The organism is Oceanipulchritudo coccoides, from assembly GCF_010500615.1.
Lineage (GTDB): Bacteria > Verrucomicrobiota > Verrucomicrobiia > Opitutales > Oceanipulchritudinaceae > Oceanipulchritudo > Oceanipulchritudo coccoides.
This window is the reverse complement of the sequence record NZ_JAAGNX010000001.1, coordinates 1,043,182-1,061,182: the sequence shown is the minus strand read 5'-3', so window position 1 is coordinate 1,061,182 and position 18,001 is coordinate 1,043,182. Positions and strand designations below refer to the sequence as shown.

General features: G+C 53.8%; 3 protein-coding genes. All 3 read right to left on the bottom strand.

Annotated features, from left to right (window positions below):
* Window positions 1-31: 31 nt before the first annotated feature.
* Window positions 32-16,588: a calcium-binding protein gene (locus G0Q06_RS04065; protein ID WP_163962705.1), complete on the bottom strand. Its 16,557-nt coding sequence runs from the start codon at window positions 16,586-16,588 to the stop codon at window positions 32-34.
* A gap of 130 nt (window positions 16,589-16,718) precedes the next feature.
* The gene (locus tag G0Q06_RS04060) at window positions 16,719-17,480 is read right to left on the bottom strand and encodes a PepSY-associated TM helix domain-containing protein (RefSeq protein WP_163962703.1); all 762 of its coding nucleotides are present in this window, start codon (window positions 17,478-17,480) and stop codon (window positions 16,719-16,721) included.
* Window positions 17,477-18,001, bottom strand: coding sequence for an FMN-binding protein (locus G0Q06_RS04055; protein ID WP_163962701.1), 525 nt, complete (start codon window positions 17,999-18,001; stop codon window positions 17,477-17,479). The genes G0Q06_RS04060 and G0Q06_RS04055 overlap by 4 nt, the downstream gene beginning before the upstream one ends.

Genomic DNA, 18,001 nt, shown 5'->3' with positions numbered 1-18,001 from the left:
CTAAAGTCACTAGCCGAGGACAACCCTCTTTTTACGGGGTAGGTTCAATCCAGTCATCATCCACGTAATCGTAGTCTTCCCAGTAGTAGCTCGACTGGTCCTTTACAAAATATACATCCGGATAACCATCACTGCTGTAGGCCGGATCGTCGGTCTGGAAAGTGACCTGATCGAAGGATGTCGCACCTGAGTTACTGAGAATTCCAAAGGCCCCATCGGTGACAATCGCATTGAAGGCATGACTGAGAACCAATTGGCCATTCCAGACCACACTCAGCGTGCTTCCCTTGAGGGTCATCTGGAGGTCATGGTCTCCGGATCCCAGGGAAGAATCCGAGAATGCGGCATCGGTGACGAGTCCCTTGGAGGTCTGGTGCCCGATCAGGATCTCATTTGTTGCCTGTGAAAGGGTGACAAACTTGTAATCATCCGGTCCATAATAATCGAAGACAAAGCCCCCCTCGCCTGTCGTGTTGAGCGTTGTGGAAAGGATGATCAAGGCAGCCGGGGAAACCGCGCTGGTGATCAGATTGACAGCTGGCAGACCACCGTCAGCTGACCCGGTGTACCAACCGTCGGAACAGGCCCATCCGGCAGTCTGGACGTCAAACCCCATTCGCGTGGGTGATACAAAGTCCGAGGATTCCGTGAAAGTCACTTCCGGGGCGAGCTTTTGCACAACTACATTATCAATTGTCGCAACGGAGTTATTGGCGCCCAAGCCAACCATGCCCTTACTGAGGCCGTAGGTGTAACCTTGCTCATCGACACGCAGCTCAAAGGTGTGGGTCAGGGTGTAAGTATTGTCGACCACGAGTGTTACATTGCTTCCGTTAATGGCCAGGAAGATGTTGTAGTTGATCCCGGACTTGAGGGATCCGGAAACAGGTGACTGGACATCCACTACCCAAGCGTCATCCGTACGATGCCCGATTTCAAGTTTGTTGCTGGAGACATTGATCCCGGCAAACTTGAAATCAGTCTCGGTCTGGTAATCGAAGATAATGTAGGCATTGCTCTTGATTCCCCCTGTCGGCTTTTCCGGATTCAAGGTCGCCATCATTTCAAAGTATTGCGGAATGTATTGATCAACATAATACACGCTCAGGGCATCCCCGCCGGGCACTGCTGGTGCCACGCTGAATGCACCGGCCTCAACCGCCCACAATCCGCTATCAGCGAAGAAGCCGTCGGAATATCCGTCATTGAAACTGGAGGTGCGAAGGACATCACGCGGGCCTCCGGGAATATTACCGGCCTGCGGGTCAGCGGGAGCACCGGTCTGCGCCTGCCATGCATAATCCTTTTGCAGGACGAGGCCCAGCTCGCCAAACGGTTCACCATTGCGGGATGGGTTTGGATTATTGCGAGTTGGTTCAGGAACATTGGTGCTGATTGCATCTTCATAGCGTGTCGGATCAGCACCATCACCTGAAGACAGAGCATAAAGGAATTCCGGCAGGAACGGCTGCATAGTCCGGCTGACCGACGCCATGCCAAACGGGGCATACGGCACAAGGTAGCTATTGTATTCACCAACCCAGTCAATGAGACGGTCACCACCCGTATTAGCGATCAGGACATCACGCCCGGCACCACCGTAGGCACGGTCTTCATAAGTCGGATGTGTGTCTGGTGTATTGTTCAAGTCGCTACTATCATCATGGCCGTCGTGGTCATCATCCGCATTGAGAAGATCGTTGCCCCACCCTCCATAGGAATTATCGCGACCGGTACCACCAACGAGCCAGTCGTTGCCATTATCACCGAAGAGGGCGTCCTTGCCGTCATCATTGACCTGCGGATAATCTTCGGTCTGCTGCCCGGTTGGCTTCGGGACCAATCCGGCCTCGCGCACAACGCCTTCGGACTCGTCAAAGTTCAGCAGGAATTCATAAGCTACACCCTGCAAGTCGGACTTCCAAAGGTTCCCATCCGAATCGAGAAGGATCTTCCTGAGCGGGTCATATTCATCATAGAGGAAGAATTCCCCAGCACGGAAGCGGTTGTTCAAATGCTGTCCATCCAGATCAATTGGATTGAAGGCCAGGACATCTCCCGGATTCAGTGTCAGGTCAGGGACATCTCCCGGATTGATGGGATTTGTAATCGTGAAGGCATCGTATCCAAGATCGAGGATGCCGACAGCTTCACCAAGAAGATTGAAGACCGGAACATAGGCATGCGGAAGGGCTTCCGCGCCGGAGATGGCATCATCGCCGGAAGCACCGTGCAGGAAGTCGCTCCCAAGGCCGCCAAAGATAATATCATCGGCAAATGGGATGTTTGTATCGTTATCCGGGAACTCGTCATCCATTCCTATCCAAAGCGGATCATAGCTGAACGGGACCAGATCAATTGTCTTCTTCAGGGCACCCGTCACGTTAATGATCGCGATCTGGATGTCACCGGGTGTGGAAATGGTTTCATCAAGGGCGTCTCCATTGGAATACTTGCGGGTCGTATCGGAGGCAAGCAGCCCATCAATTCCATAAAGCGGTTCGCCGATCGTGCTGTTGCGACTGGTGAGAATCAACCCGTCGTCCCCGAGCACGCCGTCCTGCCCGGTACCACCAGAGATCCAGTCATTGCCGTAGCCGCCGACAATGTCGTCATCCTGGCCTTCCCCGTAGAGGACGTCGCTACCGGTCATGCCGAAGATGATATCATCACCGGATTCACCATGAATCACATCAGGCAATCCGTTATCAACGAGACCATTCAAAATGTCAGCAACGCCATCCGGGGTGTAAGTGCCACCGGCGTAATCCGCACCACCGAGCGTGTAGTCAAGCTGCTCCATGGCACGCGGGATAATCTTGTCAGCTGAAGTTCCCCGGTTTTCAAATTCCGTGGTCAGGTCGTAATTGAAGACGAGGAATGCATCCTCAGCAGCATCCACGAGGCGATAGACATTGGCATTGTCGCCCATGATGTAATCCGCGTCACGGGAGTGGCCTGTGGGATCGGTTGTGATGACGTGCGTTACTCCGTCTTCGGTGGCATCGCCAATGTCATTTCTTGCAATATCAATTCCTGCCCCGCCAAAGATAATGTCAGATCCGTCCGGTCGCAGGGCTTCCTCCTCGACTCCGAGGATCAGGGCATTTGCCGCATCCAACCCGAAAAGCGCCGAGCTGCCGCCAATGATATCGTCCTGGCCAAGACCGCCATACATGAGATCGTTACCGCCATTGCCTTCCATGTAATCATTCCCGTCCGTGACGGCTTCAGGAATATTGAAGTAAAGTGTTTCATCCGTGTCCGGATTGTTACCGGAGTCGCTCACATCCAGTTGATGGCTGATGTAGGGATTACCCACGGCAACTGATTCAATCGATCCGTCGCCTTGCATAAGGTCATCACCCAACTGGCCATACATCACATCTGAGTCGGCCCCACCGGCCATGACATCTGCTCCATAGCGCCCAAGCGGATTGGCCTGAACAGCATCTGAGTGGTTGAGGAGTTGAACATCACGCCCTGCGGCATCATCCGGATCGCTCTGGTAGACGGAACCGACGTTCGTGATGATGGTGTCAACCTGGTCCGGACCGGTGGTGTAGATCACGTCACCCATCACTTCCCGGAAGCGCGGTGTAATGTCGTCCCCACGACGCCAGATGATGGCATTGTCGCCTGCCATGGCGTCATTGCCAGTGCCGCCGTCCATGAGGTCGTTCATGGCCAGATTATCCGGAGGATTCAGGAGCGCATCGATCACGGGCGTTCCCAGCTCATCATATCCCTCGGCAACGTTGTGCCCGCCGATCATATCGTCGTCTTCACTGCCGCCCCACATACGGTCATCACCCTGCTGTCCAACCATCAGGTCATCGCCCTCTTCCCCATGCATGACATCGCCGGCACCGCCATGGGTATCGCCCGTGTCAATGGCGAAGAAGTTGCGCGAAGGATAATCAGCAGGGACCAGAACCGTGCTGTTCGGAAGCTCGAAGCGGGCAAACTGCGGATAGAGGCGACCATGGTCACCAAAGAGGACGTCGTTGTTGGTGGTCGTCCCGACTTCATCCCCGTCATCACCATAAATAATGTCGGTATCAGTTCCGCCAAAGACAACGTCATTGCCCTCGTCCCCATAGATCATGTCCCGGCCACCGAATGTCGGTTGCTCGGTTGTCACGAGGTCGAGGGTACCAAGGTCCGTATCGGTTCCAACATCGAACCAGTTGTACAAGTCGTAGTTATTCGCAAATACATCGATTCCGAGGACTTCCGAAAGGCGCCCGGTGGACAACCATTCGAAGGAGCCGTTGTCCCCCAGGATGAGGTCGTCCCCATCATCGCCCGTTGTCGTCGGATTCGGAACTTCCCGGTCACCGTAAATCAAGTCACCGAAAACACCACCAGCGATGATGTCGCCCTTCGCATTACCGGAAATTGTATCCACTCCACCGGTATTGCTCCAATCAATCGTATCTGTCGTGGTGATGGTCTTGACGGCCGTGTCGAGGACAACCTTCAGGTCCGGCCCCGTCGCCCCGTTTACGGCCACCAGGAAGATGTCAGCATTGTCGCCGATGAGCAGGTCTTCAAGATCAGCATCGGCTGCGGATGCAGTGGCGTCATCACCGTATATGGTGTCGCCTCCGGTCCCGCCGATTGCCACGTCAAGACCCTTGTTGCCGGAGATGATGTCAGTCCCTCCAAAAGTGTCCTCAGCTGACTGGATCAGGTCGAGCGTGTTGCGATCGGTGTCTGTGAGATAGGTAAAGTCGAGCAGGCCGTTGTCGCCAAGGAGGATGTCATTGCCGTCGTCAGCAATTGTCGCCGGGGTCGTTGAGTCGATGTCCCCGAACATCGTGTCCACTCCGGCATTATTCACGCCACCGAGCATGATGTCTGCCTTGGCATTGCCTGACATGATATCGGGACCACCGGTTGATTCAGCCGAATCCTTTGTCTCGATCAGGTCCACTGCGGTCCCTGCGGGCATTGCCGCGACTTGGACAAGGAGGCGTCCGGTAAGACCAATGAGGAAAATATCCCCATTGTCACCGAGCATGATGTCTTCGCCGTCATCCGCTCCGTTTGAGGCCGTGGCATCGTCGCCGTACATCGTATCACCAGCTGTTCCACCGATCAGGACATCATCACCCTGATGCCCGGAAATAATATCCGATCCACCCAGGTTGTTGTCGTACGAGCTGATGCTGTCCAGAGTATCGAGGTCAGCGTCTGCATCAAAGATGAGCTCACCCTGGTCACCGATGATCACATCGGAACCAAGATTCCCGTTCAGGATATCCTCGCTGCTGTTGAGTCCACCCAGAATGACATCGTTGCCTTCATTCCCCAAGATGTAATCGGAGCGACCTGAGTCACCGGCTGTGTAGGTGGTGTAGATCTTCTTGATGCGATTCTCCAACTCATTCGCATTGTAGTGGATTTCCCCGTTGTCACCGAGAATGACATCATTATCACTGACTCCCTCGAGCAGCGAATTTGAGAAGCTTACGGGATCCTCGAATCCATAAATCCTGTCTTCATCGCCACCACCAAAGATGTAGTCACCGTTGTCGTTGCCGGAAATGTAGTCCACTCCGTCGTTCGAGTCGGAAATGGCCTTTGCCTTGGCATACCGCCGGCCGAAGAGTTCAATCCGGCCCCCGTCACCAATGATCAAATCCTGACCGGATGGACGCGGTCCGATCAGTTCGACACTCGGGTCAAAGTCTCCAAAAATCGTATCCCTTTGCGGGCCTGTGGGCAGGACACCAGCATCACTACCGCCACCAAAGATGATATCCTTGCCGTTTCCGCCGACTATGTAGTCCGAGCCGTCTGTGGCGACCGGTGCAGTCACGATCAAGTCGAGGCTGAGAGTATCAGTGTCATCAATTGTGCCATAAGTGCCGATGAGGGAAGCATCATCATCGCCAATCAGCTTGTGGGTGCCGCCCGAATCAGTGCGGATCCGTGATCCGGTCTGTCCAACTGGGAGCAATCCGGTTGTATCATCAAAGTCGAGATAGGCGACGAGCCCATCATCACCGAAGACGATATCAGAACCTTCACCCGCGTCGATTGTGTCGTCGTCTGCTCCACCAAAGATAATGTCGCCACCGGCTTCATTGTCGTAGACAGGATAAACGGGGCTTGGATTCCAGGGTTCCATCAGGACACCGGCGCCGATGGTATCTTCCTCGGTGCCGCCGAAGATGATATCAGCGCCACGGTTGCCATGTAGGGTATCGTCGTTCGCTTGACCACGGATGTAGTCATTTCCATCTCCACCCTCGACATAGTCACCCAAGTCGTCGTCTACATTATCCGCGGCATCCGGTGTGAAGGCGCTTGGCGGATAAGGATCGCGCAACCCGAAGATAATATCGTCATTTTCGTTACCGTAAATGTAGTCGGCGCCTGTTCCACCATAGAGTGTATCAAACCCGTATCCACCGAGGATGACGTCATTCTGTGCACCACCGTCAACAAAGTCGTCACCAGCACCTGCAAGGATGGTATCCTTGTCCGCATTACCGTAGATGATGTCCTTGGCTCCCGGGCCGCGGAAACTGAGCTCATCCAGATCGATAAAGCCGCCGTTCATCGGAATATCACCACTGACAAATTCAAAATATCCACCGTCACCGAAGATCAGGTCATCACCTGCGTCACCATTGATCGTATCAATATTTCCTCCTCCGAAGATGATATCGTCACCCCCATCGCCGAAGATGGTATCCACCCCGTCCCGCTCACCTGAAAGCGCACGGATACGGAGGGCTATGTCATCCAGGGGTGTGTCAGTTCCCTGATCACTAACAGAAAGTCTTCCCGTATCCCCGAAGATGTAGTCGCGACTTCCACCACCATGAATAGTGTCGCTTCCTTCACCACCGATTATCAGGTCAGTTCCGTCTCCACCTGTGAGTGTGTCATTCCCTTCGTCGCCTCTAATGATGCCGCCGGCCTGTGCCCCGATAAGGGTGTCATCCCCAGCACCACCTTCAATGATGTAGGAAATGCCATCATGCGTGACACCCGAAAGGTCGATCAAATCATTCCCTTCTCCGCCATATCCGACGATGATCTTATTTTCACCAAGATCGTATTTCTGGGCAGCACTTTCCTTCACACCGAGATCTTCTCCCCAGACTTCAATGGTGTTGGAATCAAGGCTGCGGACATAAATCTTTTCGGCAATGTCCCGGGTATCGCCGTTCAGGCGCTGGATTGAATTCGGACCAATATTGAGCAGGACGGTCCCGTCACCCCGTTCGGTGGCCAGGAAGGGCTCACGTTCAAATGGAATACTGAATTCAAAGAGGGTGATCGGCGGTGTGATATTGAAAGTGAATTTGAAGAAGGCGGATTCAACAAAGAGCCGCAATTGTGCAACGACATCACCGAAGACATCAAAGATGGCGACGGGGGCCAGCAGCGGATTGCCGTATTGGAATTCGTACAGGAAGTTACCCAGCAATTCATCCACACGGACTTTACCGTCGCGGTCCGGATCGAAAAGGTCGAAGTTGACCGTCAGGATTATTCCGCCTTCAGCACCGGCACTGGCAATACCCAGGTTGAGCTCGGCCCCGGCAAAGAGCTCACCACGAAGGACCAGCTCGGGCACATCGGTCGGGCCAAGGTTTGTATCACTGACAAAGAAGCCAGCGAGCAGATCAAGCGGGTTGCTGAATCCGCCATCGGCAAATTCCCGGACGCCCTGAGTGTCATAGCCAAAGGCCAGGTCAATGGTCAGTCCGGCACTTCCGGTAATGCGTGCGAAGAGTCCGTCCCAAATCGGGAACTTCTGGGTGTAGGTGAAGTCCATCCCGAAGGGTGCAAGGTCGTAAGTTACCAAATCAACATTTCTCCCAAGAAGAAGTCCAAAGATAGAGGCAGGATTTTCGTAGATGGGGAACTTGAAGCCGCTACTCCCAGCTTCCGAGTCGCTGATGAGGTCCTTGGTCAGGTCAGCAGTGCTGCCAGTCTCTCCGGAAAGGAGATCCTTGAAAGCCCCGATATTGTCGATAAAGCTTCCGAGGCCACTGTCGGTCAAGGCACCATTCAGGTCAAAGACGGTGTCATTCGACAGATCGAAGGTTGGAAGGGAAAGGCTTTCAGCAAGGCTGGCATCGCCCACCCCGCCTGCCGTGTCAATCAGGGCAAAGTCTCCCAATGTCACGGTCAAGGAGTCGGAACTGGCGTCAATCTTGTTGATCAACTCGATGATGTCGGCAATCGCATAGATCATCGCAGGTTCGACATACCCCGTGAGGCCGGCAATATCGACAAGCGTCACTGGCTGTCCAGCCAGTTGTGAGATCACCGGTATCGGGAATGTCACGACATCAATAATCGGCTGCAAGGGACCGGTGATTTCCTGAATCTTGCCAAGTACCGGACCTAGGAAATCATTCAGGAAGGAACCAAGATCAAAAGTGACTTCCTTGAAGGCAAGGAGCTTGAGGCTTCCGCCAAGGCTGAAGTTATCGGCAAAGATATCCCCCGTTTCCCAATCAAGGACAAATCGTGCCTCCACTGCAGGAAGAAGCGCGGTGACAGCCTCGGGCAGCAGGTCTTCATTGAACTGGAGCCGCAGGAAGAGGTTCACTTCCGCTTCAGCATCCATGGAAACGACTGCATCCAGGCTCCCCAGTTCAGAGAAGGTGAGGATATTTCCGTCGTTCACGTCCGTCGGGTTTTTCTCGATCAAGTCGACCTTGAAGGTCGCCTCAAAGTAAGTGTTTTCGCCTTCGAGGTCGGGATCAGGGACTGTTGACTCCTCTGCAATCAGCTGAAGGAAGGCCAGTCGACCATCAAGATCGGAACCATCCTCAAGCTCGACCTCAAGATTCAGGACTAGTTCTTCCGTATCCGCATCCCCATCCGTCCGGCCATGGTCGCCAACGTAGAGGTACGCTCCATCGGTCAGGCTGATTCCAAGGCCAAGAGCGAGATCCCACGACATGGTGACATCAAGCCCCACGTCCATGTCCAGGCCGAGCGCATCCCAGCCCAGGTCAAAATCAAAATCGACAGGCGGAGTAAATTCGTCACGCAAGCGGAACAGCCAGCGGAAGTCATTTTCCGCAGGGTTGCTGGCGACAACAGCCGAGTCGATGACAGCTTGGGTAATGGTTCCGGGCAGGTCAGCTCCGGTCAGGTAATTGACAAGTAAATCAAGACCGGGAATCGGGCTCGAAAGGCCAAGGAAGCCATGGAGGGAGTCGCCTCCAAAGGTCACATCATCACTACCTGGGCCAAGAAGTGAGAAGATCAGCTTCTGGATCAATTCCTGTCCGAGCTCGGGTGCTTGTTCGACAAATTGCCGGATCGGTTTGATCACGTCCTTGCGGAGGTCATCTATGAAGCCGGCGGCGCTGGAAAGCTGGTCGCCAATCAATGGCAGCTCAAACCCAAAGACCTCACCATCGACAATATCCTGCAATCCCAAGAGGAAGAAATCGAGGGAATCCAGCATCAGCGGGATGCTGTTGAAGGGATTGATGGAGGAGAGATCAATGCCGCTGAAGTCCGGTATGGTAAGAATTCCAGGGTCGCTGAAATTCGGAATGACCAGTCCGTAATCCGGTGACAGCTGCGCTATGGAGATGGCATTTGTTCCCGTCAGGTCGAGCTTGATATCCCCAAGGAAATCGGAATCGGTCGGAACATAGACCGGCAAGGTTGCTGCAATCGACCCGGTCAGGCTGGGCGAAAAGTCATCGACATCATCACCAAGGAACAATCCCGCAAGGTCACTTGCAGAGCTGATTTCTGTGTGCACATCCGAGCCTGCAGCGAATGCTCCGTTATCCAGCTCAAAGGTGATCGACACATCAATGTTGCCGTCCTTGATAAAGACACCAAGCGGACCAAGGGCTGCATTAAAGGCGAGGTTACTGGCCTTTGCTGAGAGTTTTCCGAAGACACCACTGGCGTTGGTGAAGAGATGGATCTTTGTGGGATCGTTCAGGTCGATGCCAAATGACAGACGGGCATCGAGGTAACCGGTCAGGTTAAAGCCTGCCCCACCCTGTATATCGACAGGACCCAGATCGACGCCAAGGGCTTCGCCAAGATCCAGATCAATGGATCGGCCTTCACTGAAGCCAATCGGCAAGCGAAGATCGAAGCGAAGGAAGTCGCCACCGGTGAGGTTTTCCAAGGCAAAAGTGATCAGGTCTGTCGGGTCCGGAATTCCCAGATTGGCAAAGTAGTCATTGAGGGCGCTCGGATTGGCAAATTCAGGAAGCGTGAAGGCTTCACGGATCTTCTGATCCAGCAATTGCAAGCCACCGGCCGGATTCAATTCAACTGCTTCCACGGCATCACCAAATTTTTCCGCCACTTCGAGCAGGTCATTGACACTCACCCCGATGAGGGGGATCTCCTCCCCGAGGAATGTGTAGTCGGCAAAGGTATCCAGAAAGGCTGAAATTTGCTTCAATGCCGCAAGCACTCCATCAAACTCGAGGGCTGTAAAGTCAGCAAGGTCGCCGATATCCACACCCGTTACGGAGATGTCCGGCAGTTCAAACTCAACAACATTGCTTGGGTCACCAAGGTCGGGATGGAGGTACCCGGGATTGTTGATCGTGAATTGTAATTCCGGGGAAGCGCCAAGGGTCAGAAGACCTGACGGGAGCGACGGGAAAATGGATGCCTTTAACGTGAAGGAAGCTGGCGGATCCGGATTTTCATGCGTCTTCAAGGTGGGATATCCGATAAAAGTGAGAACGGTTTCTGTATCCACCAATCCATCGTATAGCTGGCCGAGGGTCATCTCGGTCTTAATAAACGGAACGGTCACATTTGCCGTGAAGAGCTCCTGATTCTGGCTTGTTGTCTCGAGTTTTACCCCGACAAAGCCAAAGTTAGCCTCTGCGGTCGCATCGGGTGTTGTGCCCGAATCATCCTCATCAACAGTGGAGACCGTCAGGCTCGCACTTGCGATGACATCGCGGATGAAGAACCGGTCAACTGGATCAACAGTCGCAACGCGGGCACCTTCAATGATACCGTCCGGATTCCCGAAGTTCGGATTGAAAATATAGCTGCCGGAATTGAGCGGACTGGTATCCGATCCGAAAATGCCCAGCTGGATGGCCGCTGGTGATCCGTTGAAAATGGCCACGCGCAAGACACCCGGGTCATCTGTGAAATCCGTATCACCCGGCAAGGATTTATCAATCAGGAGCAGGCTCACACCGTCGTTCGCCACCGCCAATTCCACTTTGCCTGAAGTCTCCGTACTGATCAGCGTCTTGAGAGCACCCAGCGTTCCGACCAGCTTGGGCACGCTGTTTGGAGCAGGATCCCGCAAACTGTCCAGGGAAACGGAATACATACTTCCATCACGAGTATAGATGAGCAGATCAGCCAGGTTCGCATTGTTCACCACATTCACGCCGCTCGCCAACTTGAGCTGATCAGCTGCTGAAGTGCTGGTGGGTTCGATACTGAAGGCGGTTATGCCCGCCGCGGAGGTTGCCGGGTTATTCTTTAATCCGTCATAGGGATTATAGAGGGCCGCGCCGCTCCCGTCACCGATCTTCGGACCAATGACAATCTTTCCTGCTTGGACAATGACTGCCAGCGGATTCACCAACTCAGTCGTGTTGGCCTCGTTGTAATCGATGTAAGCTGCATTGATCGCGCTGTTGATGGTCCCTGCAAGGTCGTAGATGGTCCGGTTGCGGATTGTGTTATTGTCGTCGATCGTCACCGTGAAAGTGCCGGCATTGGCCCCGCCAGTGACAACAAGTTCAAAGGTGGCATCGCTTGTGACCCCGTATGAAATCGGTGCGAGCTTGTTTGCCGTCAGGGAGAGCTCAAGGGACTTTGTTGTTTCCTCAAGCCCCAGTTCGCGGGCTTCGGTCGAATTCAATCCAGCTATGGTGAGCGAGTTTATCCCGGTATCAATCGAGCGCAGTTGAATGTAGCCAGCGATGTTCTCGACAATGACCTTGCCCTTCAGGGATGTTGCATTGATTGCCTGATTGAAGTCGAAAACAAGGTCATCGATGGAACTGTTGGTCTTGTTTGTCGCATCCTCATCAATTGAAATGGCAACCCCGTTTATCGTGAAATTCGCGTCTTGTGACAGGCGTCCGAAAGTGGAACCGCTCGCGGCATCATCCGTCGGGATGGTCGGCCCGCGGTAAACGACCGAAGCCACAAGGGAGGTTGGATCCACATCACTGGCGACCCCTATCTCCTCAAGGTTTCTTTGAAGCGTATAAAAGTCCAGACCGGTTGCCCGAAGGGAACGATTCTCATTCGCCACTACACCATTGGGCGTGACTTTAAGGGCGACAATATCCTCATGGGTGGCGCTGAAGACAAGGTAACCAAGAGCCTGGCTAACGACCACGTCACTTGCTCCATTGAGCCCGTACTCGAGTTCAAGGGCGGCTGAGATGACGGTATTGAAATCGGTAACGAGGTCATTGTAAGTCGAGTTACCGGTCGTCATTGCCGTAGTGACATTCAAATTGAAGACATCGGGTCCACCGGGCCGGTAAATCGTCAGTATAAATGGCAAATCCCACCCGGGATCCACCCCATCAAAAATGATGTTCGCCACCTCAAGATCCCGGTCGATCGGAGCAGGAGCGATTAAGTTGACCGTTGCAGCGGCCTCGGGCTGCAGTCCAAACTCAGTGAAGGCGGTATTACCGGAGTTTGACTGGATCTGGAATTGGATAATGGTCGGATCGGTCGCCTTCAGGACAATGTAGCCGGCTTCAATCTCAGCTGTGATTCCCGTGCCGATAAGCTCCCAGTTCAGGTCACCCTTGAGATCGTCCAGGCTGTCATTGTTGTCTGTGACACTCTTCAGGATTTCAATCGTGTGGACAGAGACACTCGGCGTTGACCGGATCACCGTGAGCTTGAATTCCGCATCCGCACTAAGGCGCCCATAAACCGGCGTGATGACATCGAGCGTGGTCAGGGCCAAGTGGTCATTGATGGTGATCCCGGCGCCGGCATTGAGGTCTGCCAAGTTTGCAGAATCAATGAGAGCCTCCACCGCGTTGCCCATTTTAAGACCAACGGTAAAGCCAAGCTGACCGGTGGCGAGTAGCTTCACTTTCCCTTCCACTTCGATGCCGGTCTGGGTGAGGGTGTCGCTATCCCAGCTGCCCAGGTCGCCCAGATCCATATCGAAATCAAGGTCAACCTCTTGCGGGATCAATTCATGATCCAGAATAAGTTCGTAGGTCAGGCGGTCATTAATTGGGTCATAGGTGGCATCGACATAATCCTTCGCGGCATTCAGGTCCGCAAAGCGCCCAAGTGAAAGTTCATCGTCAATGTCGTAAAGGATTCCAGCCAACTCAACCTCCAACTGCTGGGCAGTCAGGAATAAGGGTGAGAGCTGATCCTGGTCGTTGATTTTGACCCAATTCAAAAGACGATTGATATCATTGGTGGCTGCCTTCACCCCGTCATCGGCATCATCGATCAGCAGCGTGTCGGTGATGAGATCCGGGAAGTCCAGCAATTTCCCCAAAGCAAGATCCGCGAAGAGAATATCAAACTCATTGAAAAGCTCACTTGCGTTAAGGCGACCGAACCAGTTGCCCAACTGATTGATCAAGCCAAGGATCTCCGTCGTTGTGATGACATTGAAGTCTAGCAACTCGTGCATGTCCGATCCGGAATTGGGGTCGGCAAGCAAATTCCCGCCGGTATCTTTCAGGGCATAACGCGAACGGAGGACGTTATCACCGGTGACAGGGTTGACATCGACAATGACTGCATCAATCACGTTGCTGTCCCACGGATCGAGCGTGAAATCAATCGTTCCGACGGGTTCCCATACCGTGCTGTCGGGCTTTTCCAGTCCCGGCAAGGTGACCACGGATAGATTCAGCAGGAATTCACCGGGTGCTACGGGATCTACATCGAAGAGTTGACCACTTGCGAGCTCGGCAAGGGTGATTTCCGAAACGGTATCAATCGTCAAGGTATGGGTAATTTCCAAGGTGTGCCCAGCCCCCGCGGTGAAGGTCACTTTGCCCGCACCGTCAATCGAAGCGGTCACACTGCCAAGACCTTCGAGAACAAGGGAGATATTCAATCCCAGTCCGAGGGTAAAGACTGTTACTTCATCAGGCGTATTTGCGTCAGCGTCATGATCCACCACTGTGGGTGTGAAGCTGATTAATTTCGGAAGAGAGCCGTCAAGGGACAGGAGGAATCTGACAACTCCCGGGTTGGTGCTGCCGATGACTGACGCAGCGGAAGTTCCGGTGATGGAATTGCTTCCGGAGGCCTCATTGGCAAATCCAATTTTGTAAGTGGTCACGTTCGGCAGGCTGAGCTGGATCTTACCACCCGTGTGGCCCACACCGATCAGGCTGGAAAGGCTACCGGGAAGAGCGGCGTCAACATCCCCGACGAGATCAGCAATGGAAGTGTTGGGTGCCGGAGAATTTGTGTCCGGGAACGGAACCGTCACTTCGGTTGTCGGGCTGTAGGTGTTGGTTCCAACAGTCAGTGTGAAAATAATTTCATTCGGGAGGACATAATCAACCGGCTCAGGAACCGCGTCGGCCAGGATCACCCCGCTCGAATAAGGAACCCCTTGCTGATCCAGGGTAAATCCAAGGGCATCCGGATTACTTGGATCAGAAGCGCCGCCTTCCTGATCCATATCAAGCTTGATTTCACCATTGGTGACCGATGCCCCGAGGAATCCCACGTTAATATTGAAAGTCCGTGCAAGCGGAGATCCGTCGGCATCAATGGTTCCCGACTGATCCATTTCCACGCTCACGACCATGCCGTCATTCGGATCGGAGGGTTTGTCCTGTACGGCAAAGACAAAGTCGGAGGCACTGACGCTACCGCCCACATTGAGGAACCCGATCATGAGACCCTTGAAGTGAACTCCCGCATCGACATCAAGAAGGGTCGGGCTGGCGGTTGAGCCAGGAAGGGTCGGGTCTGTGACAATTCCGAGTTGCTCCGATTCATACCCGAGATAAAGCGTGTTGTCGTGTTTGAAGGACAGGGTCAGGTCCAGATCAAACTTCATGTCCGTCCCGATTGACTCAATACTCGAAGAAATGCTCAGGTTGAAGCGATCTGTCAGGAAATCAGGCAATTCAAAGCCCGGAATAAGAACCGCAATGCCACCGTTGAAGAAATAGTTCAGGTTTAGGGTGACGTCATCGTCATCAATTCCCGGATCTCCATCGAATTCCAGAATCGTCGCCGTGTTGAGATAGGAAATGATTTGTCCGACCACGAGGACGTTGAAGGCTTCTTCCCAAGTCACCTTGTCATCCCCATCCAGATCCATCGCATAGAGGGCACCTTCATCCTTGGCGATGTCGGGCGGGTAGAAAATCTGCAGTTCAAGGCTCTTTATCCACTCATACCGGTCCTGAAGGGTATCGGGCCCTGAGTAGTAGAATCCAGGATTGGCAGAGGGACTGAAGTTCTCCGCGATATCGGTTGGCATATCGAGGATCTGCAAGACGGTGGGTGCTGACTCGACGACGTCCTCACCTGTTCCCTGGGTCTCGAGGACTCCCGGAACAACATTCCCGAAAGCAGAATTGGATTCGAACAAATCCTGCAGGGCCGCAGTGATGGCCGTCAACCCTTCCTCGGTACTGGTACTCAGGCCGGCAACAATCGCATCTGCCACTGCGTAGCCAAGCTCAACAGGTTGAAGGGATGATGATAATTCGAAGCCACTGTCCGGAAGCAAACGAATCCCTTCGCTCACAACACCATCCATCAGATCGGCCGATCCGTTATACCCTCCATCTTCAAGTCCGAGCACGTGGCCCATCTCGTGCATGACTACGGTGAGGAGATCCACGCCGTTGCCACCAATATAACTGCCGTCACTCTGCAGGACAAATTCGCTATGGTCGCCAGGTGTGGGATCAACATACCAGCCACGCCCAGCCGCATCGATGTCCAGTGTGATATCCAGTCCGCGGGCCTCGCCAAGGATGCCACCCGGCAGATCGGCCACACTCACCGAGATCGCGTCAAGCCGCCCCAGAAGCTCCTCTGAATATACAAAAAGAGCCCAGTTTTGCCGGGCTTCATTGATTACGTTCTCCCACGCTCCGTCATTTGCAAGGAAGGTGGCGGATTGGATTTTGTTTGCAGCAATGTCTTCAACCAGTTGGTTAGCAACTGCTTCACCCGCAGGCGGGCCGTTTGCCGCGTGCAAGGTCGTGACAATTTGTTCTGTCATGACTGCGTCATTACCCGATCCATTTCCATGGATCATGACAGCGCTGACAGGCGCACTAAAATGTGTGGTGGACACTGTCCCCTTTAAGTCTTCCAACTCAAAAACATCACAATTCCGGGAATCAGTTTCCACCACTTGGCTGCCACTTGGGGCAGCATTGAGAATCGCTTCGTCCTCAATATCACTAAAGATATCCGTCCCGTTTTGCCCGTCCGTTTCCGCGGAAATTTCATTCTCAAACTGGACAATTATGGCGTCCGGGGGTTCTTCGAAAGTCTCCGTTTCCAAGGTCAAAAGCACTCCCAGTGAGTCTCCTGACAACAACAGACGGGGCTCCATGGCCTCGAGATCCAAACGACCTCTCACTTTGCTGCTGCTACTCATCCCCTAACCAACTAGGTAACTCCTAGACCTAAACCGCTCCATTTGTCAACCATAAATAAACGAAACCCCCTAGTTGTTGATTACCAATGGAATAAACTTGGAGCTGCCCGAAAACTGGCCTGTCGCGCAGCTATTTCGTCCGGTAAGACCAACTGGATCGGCGCAGCCAACCGGAAATACCGGAAGAGACAAGCAGTAGAATCGCAATGGCGGAGAGGTCCATCAGGGTCCGTCCGCCCCAGCCGAAGAGGCGACCCGCGTGGAGGTCCAGAATGACGCGGTAAAGGGTTGGTCCCCTGCCTTGGTAATTGGCGAGGATGGCCGCCCGGACGTCAGGGTCCAGGTTTGATTCGGAGAGTGGATTGACCGAAAAAGGCCCCTTGAATTCGAGGAATTCGAGCCAATCGGGATCCGGTTGCCATTGGCCACTGGCGGCAACCAGGACAGGATTCCCGGTGGCGTCGCGCCCGAGATGGAGCAGTTGGTCATAGGGAAGCTCCTCCGGCCGGATCTGTTCAATCAACTCACCGGATTCCGTGAGGTAAACGAGCTGGTCAGGGGTCGCTATGACCGTGAACGGACTGCCCTCAAGAATGCCCACCGGAGGGCCCGCATTGGCAAGCGGTTCGCCATTGTAGAACAACTGGTTTTCGAGATGAGAAAGTGTAGCGGTTTCATGAATACGATATGTCTGGATATCGGATCCGGACTGCATCCCGTAGCGCTTAAGAATAAAGGCATTGTCAATCGTGACATTATTCAGCCCAAGCCGCTCGGTGTGATTGAGAGCCAGTCCGGTCAGGGAGAGAATGACCAGAAACACCGCGGACAGAATCCCGAGCCACTTATGGAATGCGAGGATCAGTCGCTTGCGCGGAAACCACTTTTTCATTCGGTGGCCTTTGTATGCAGGAAGAGCGCCAGGCGACTCAGCCGGGTCAAGGCATTAACCGACAAGGTTGCCCCGCTGATCCCGTCAATTCGCTGGTCAAGCTCGGTATCCTCACCCAGCGTCCGGCCCTTGAACTGGCTTGTGAAGAAGGGATACTTCACTTCCCAGCCGTGGCTCTCCCGGTAAATCAGGACATCCATTCCCTGCAGGACATTGTTCTCCACAACAAAACCAGCCGTGATGAGCTCAACTTTTCCAATCTCCTCAAGGATCCAAGCGGTCCTGTCCCCTTCCGCCCAATAACGAATGCGCAGCCCTTTGTAACGGTGACCAAGGATGTCTTTCATGGAGGCCTTGGTCTCGCGGTCCAACCAGAGGACCTTGGCCTCCGGTTCGGCCTCAAAGCTCTGCTCGATGAAGGCCTCCGGCTCAAGGTAGACGTCTTCAGCAAAGAGCTGGCCCCCGCCCACAAGGACGGAGACCAGCGTTATCAGGAAATAAATTTTCCGCTTGGCCGCCAT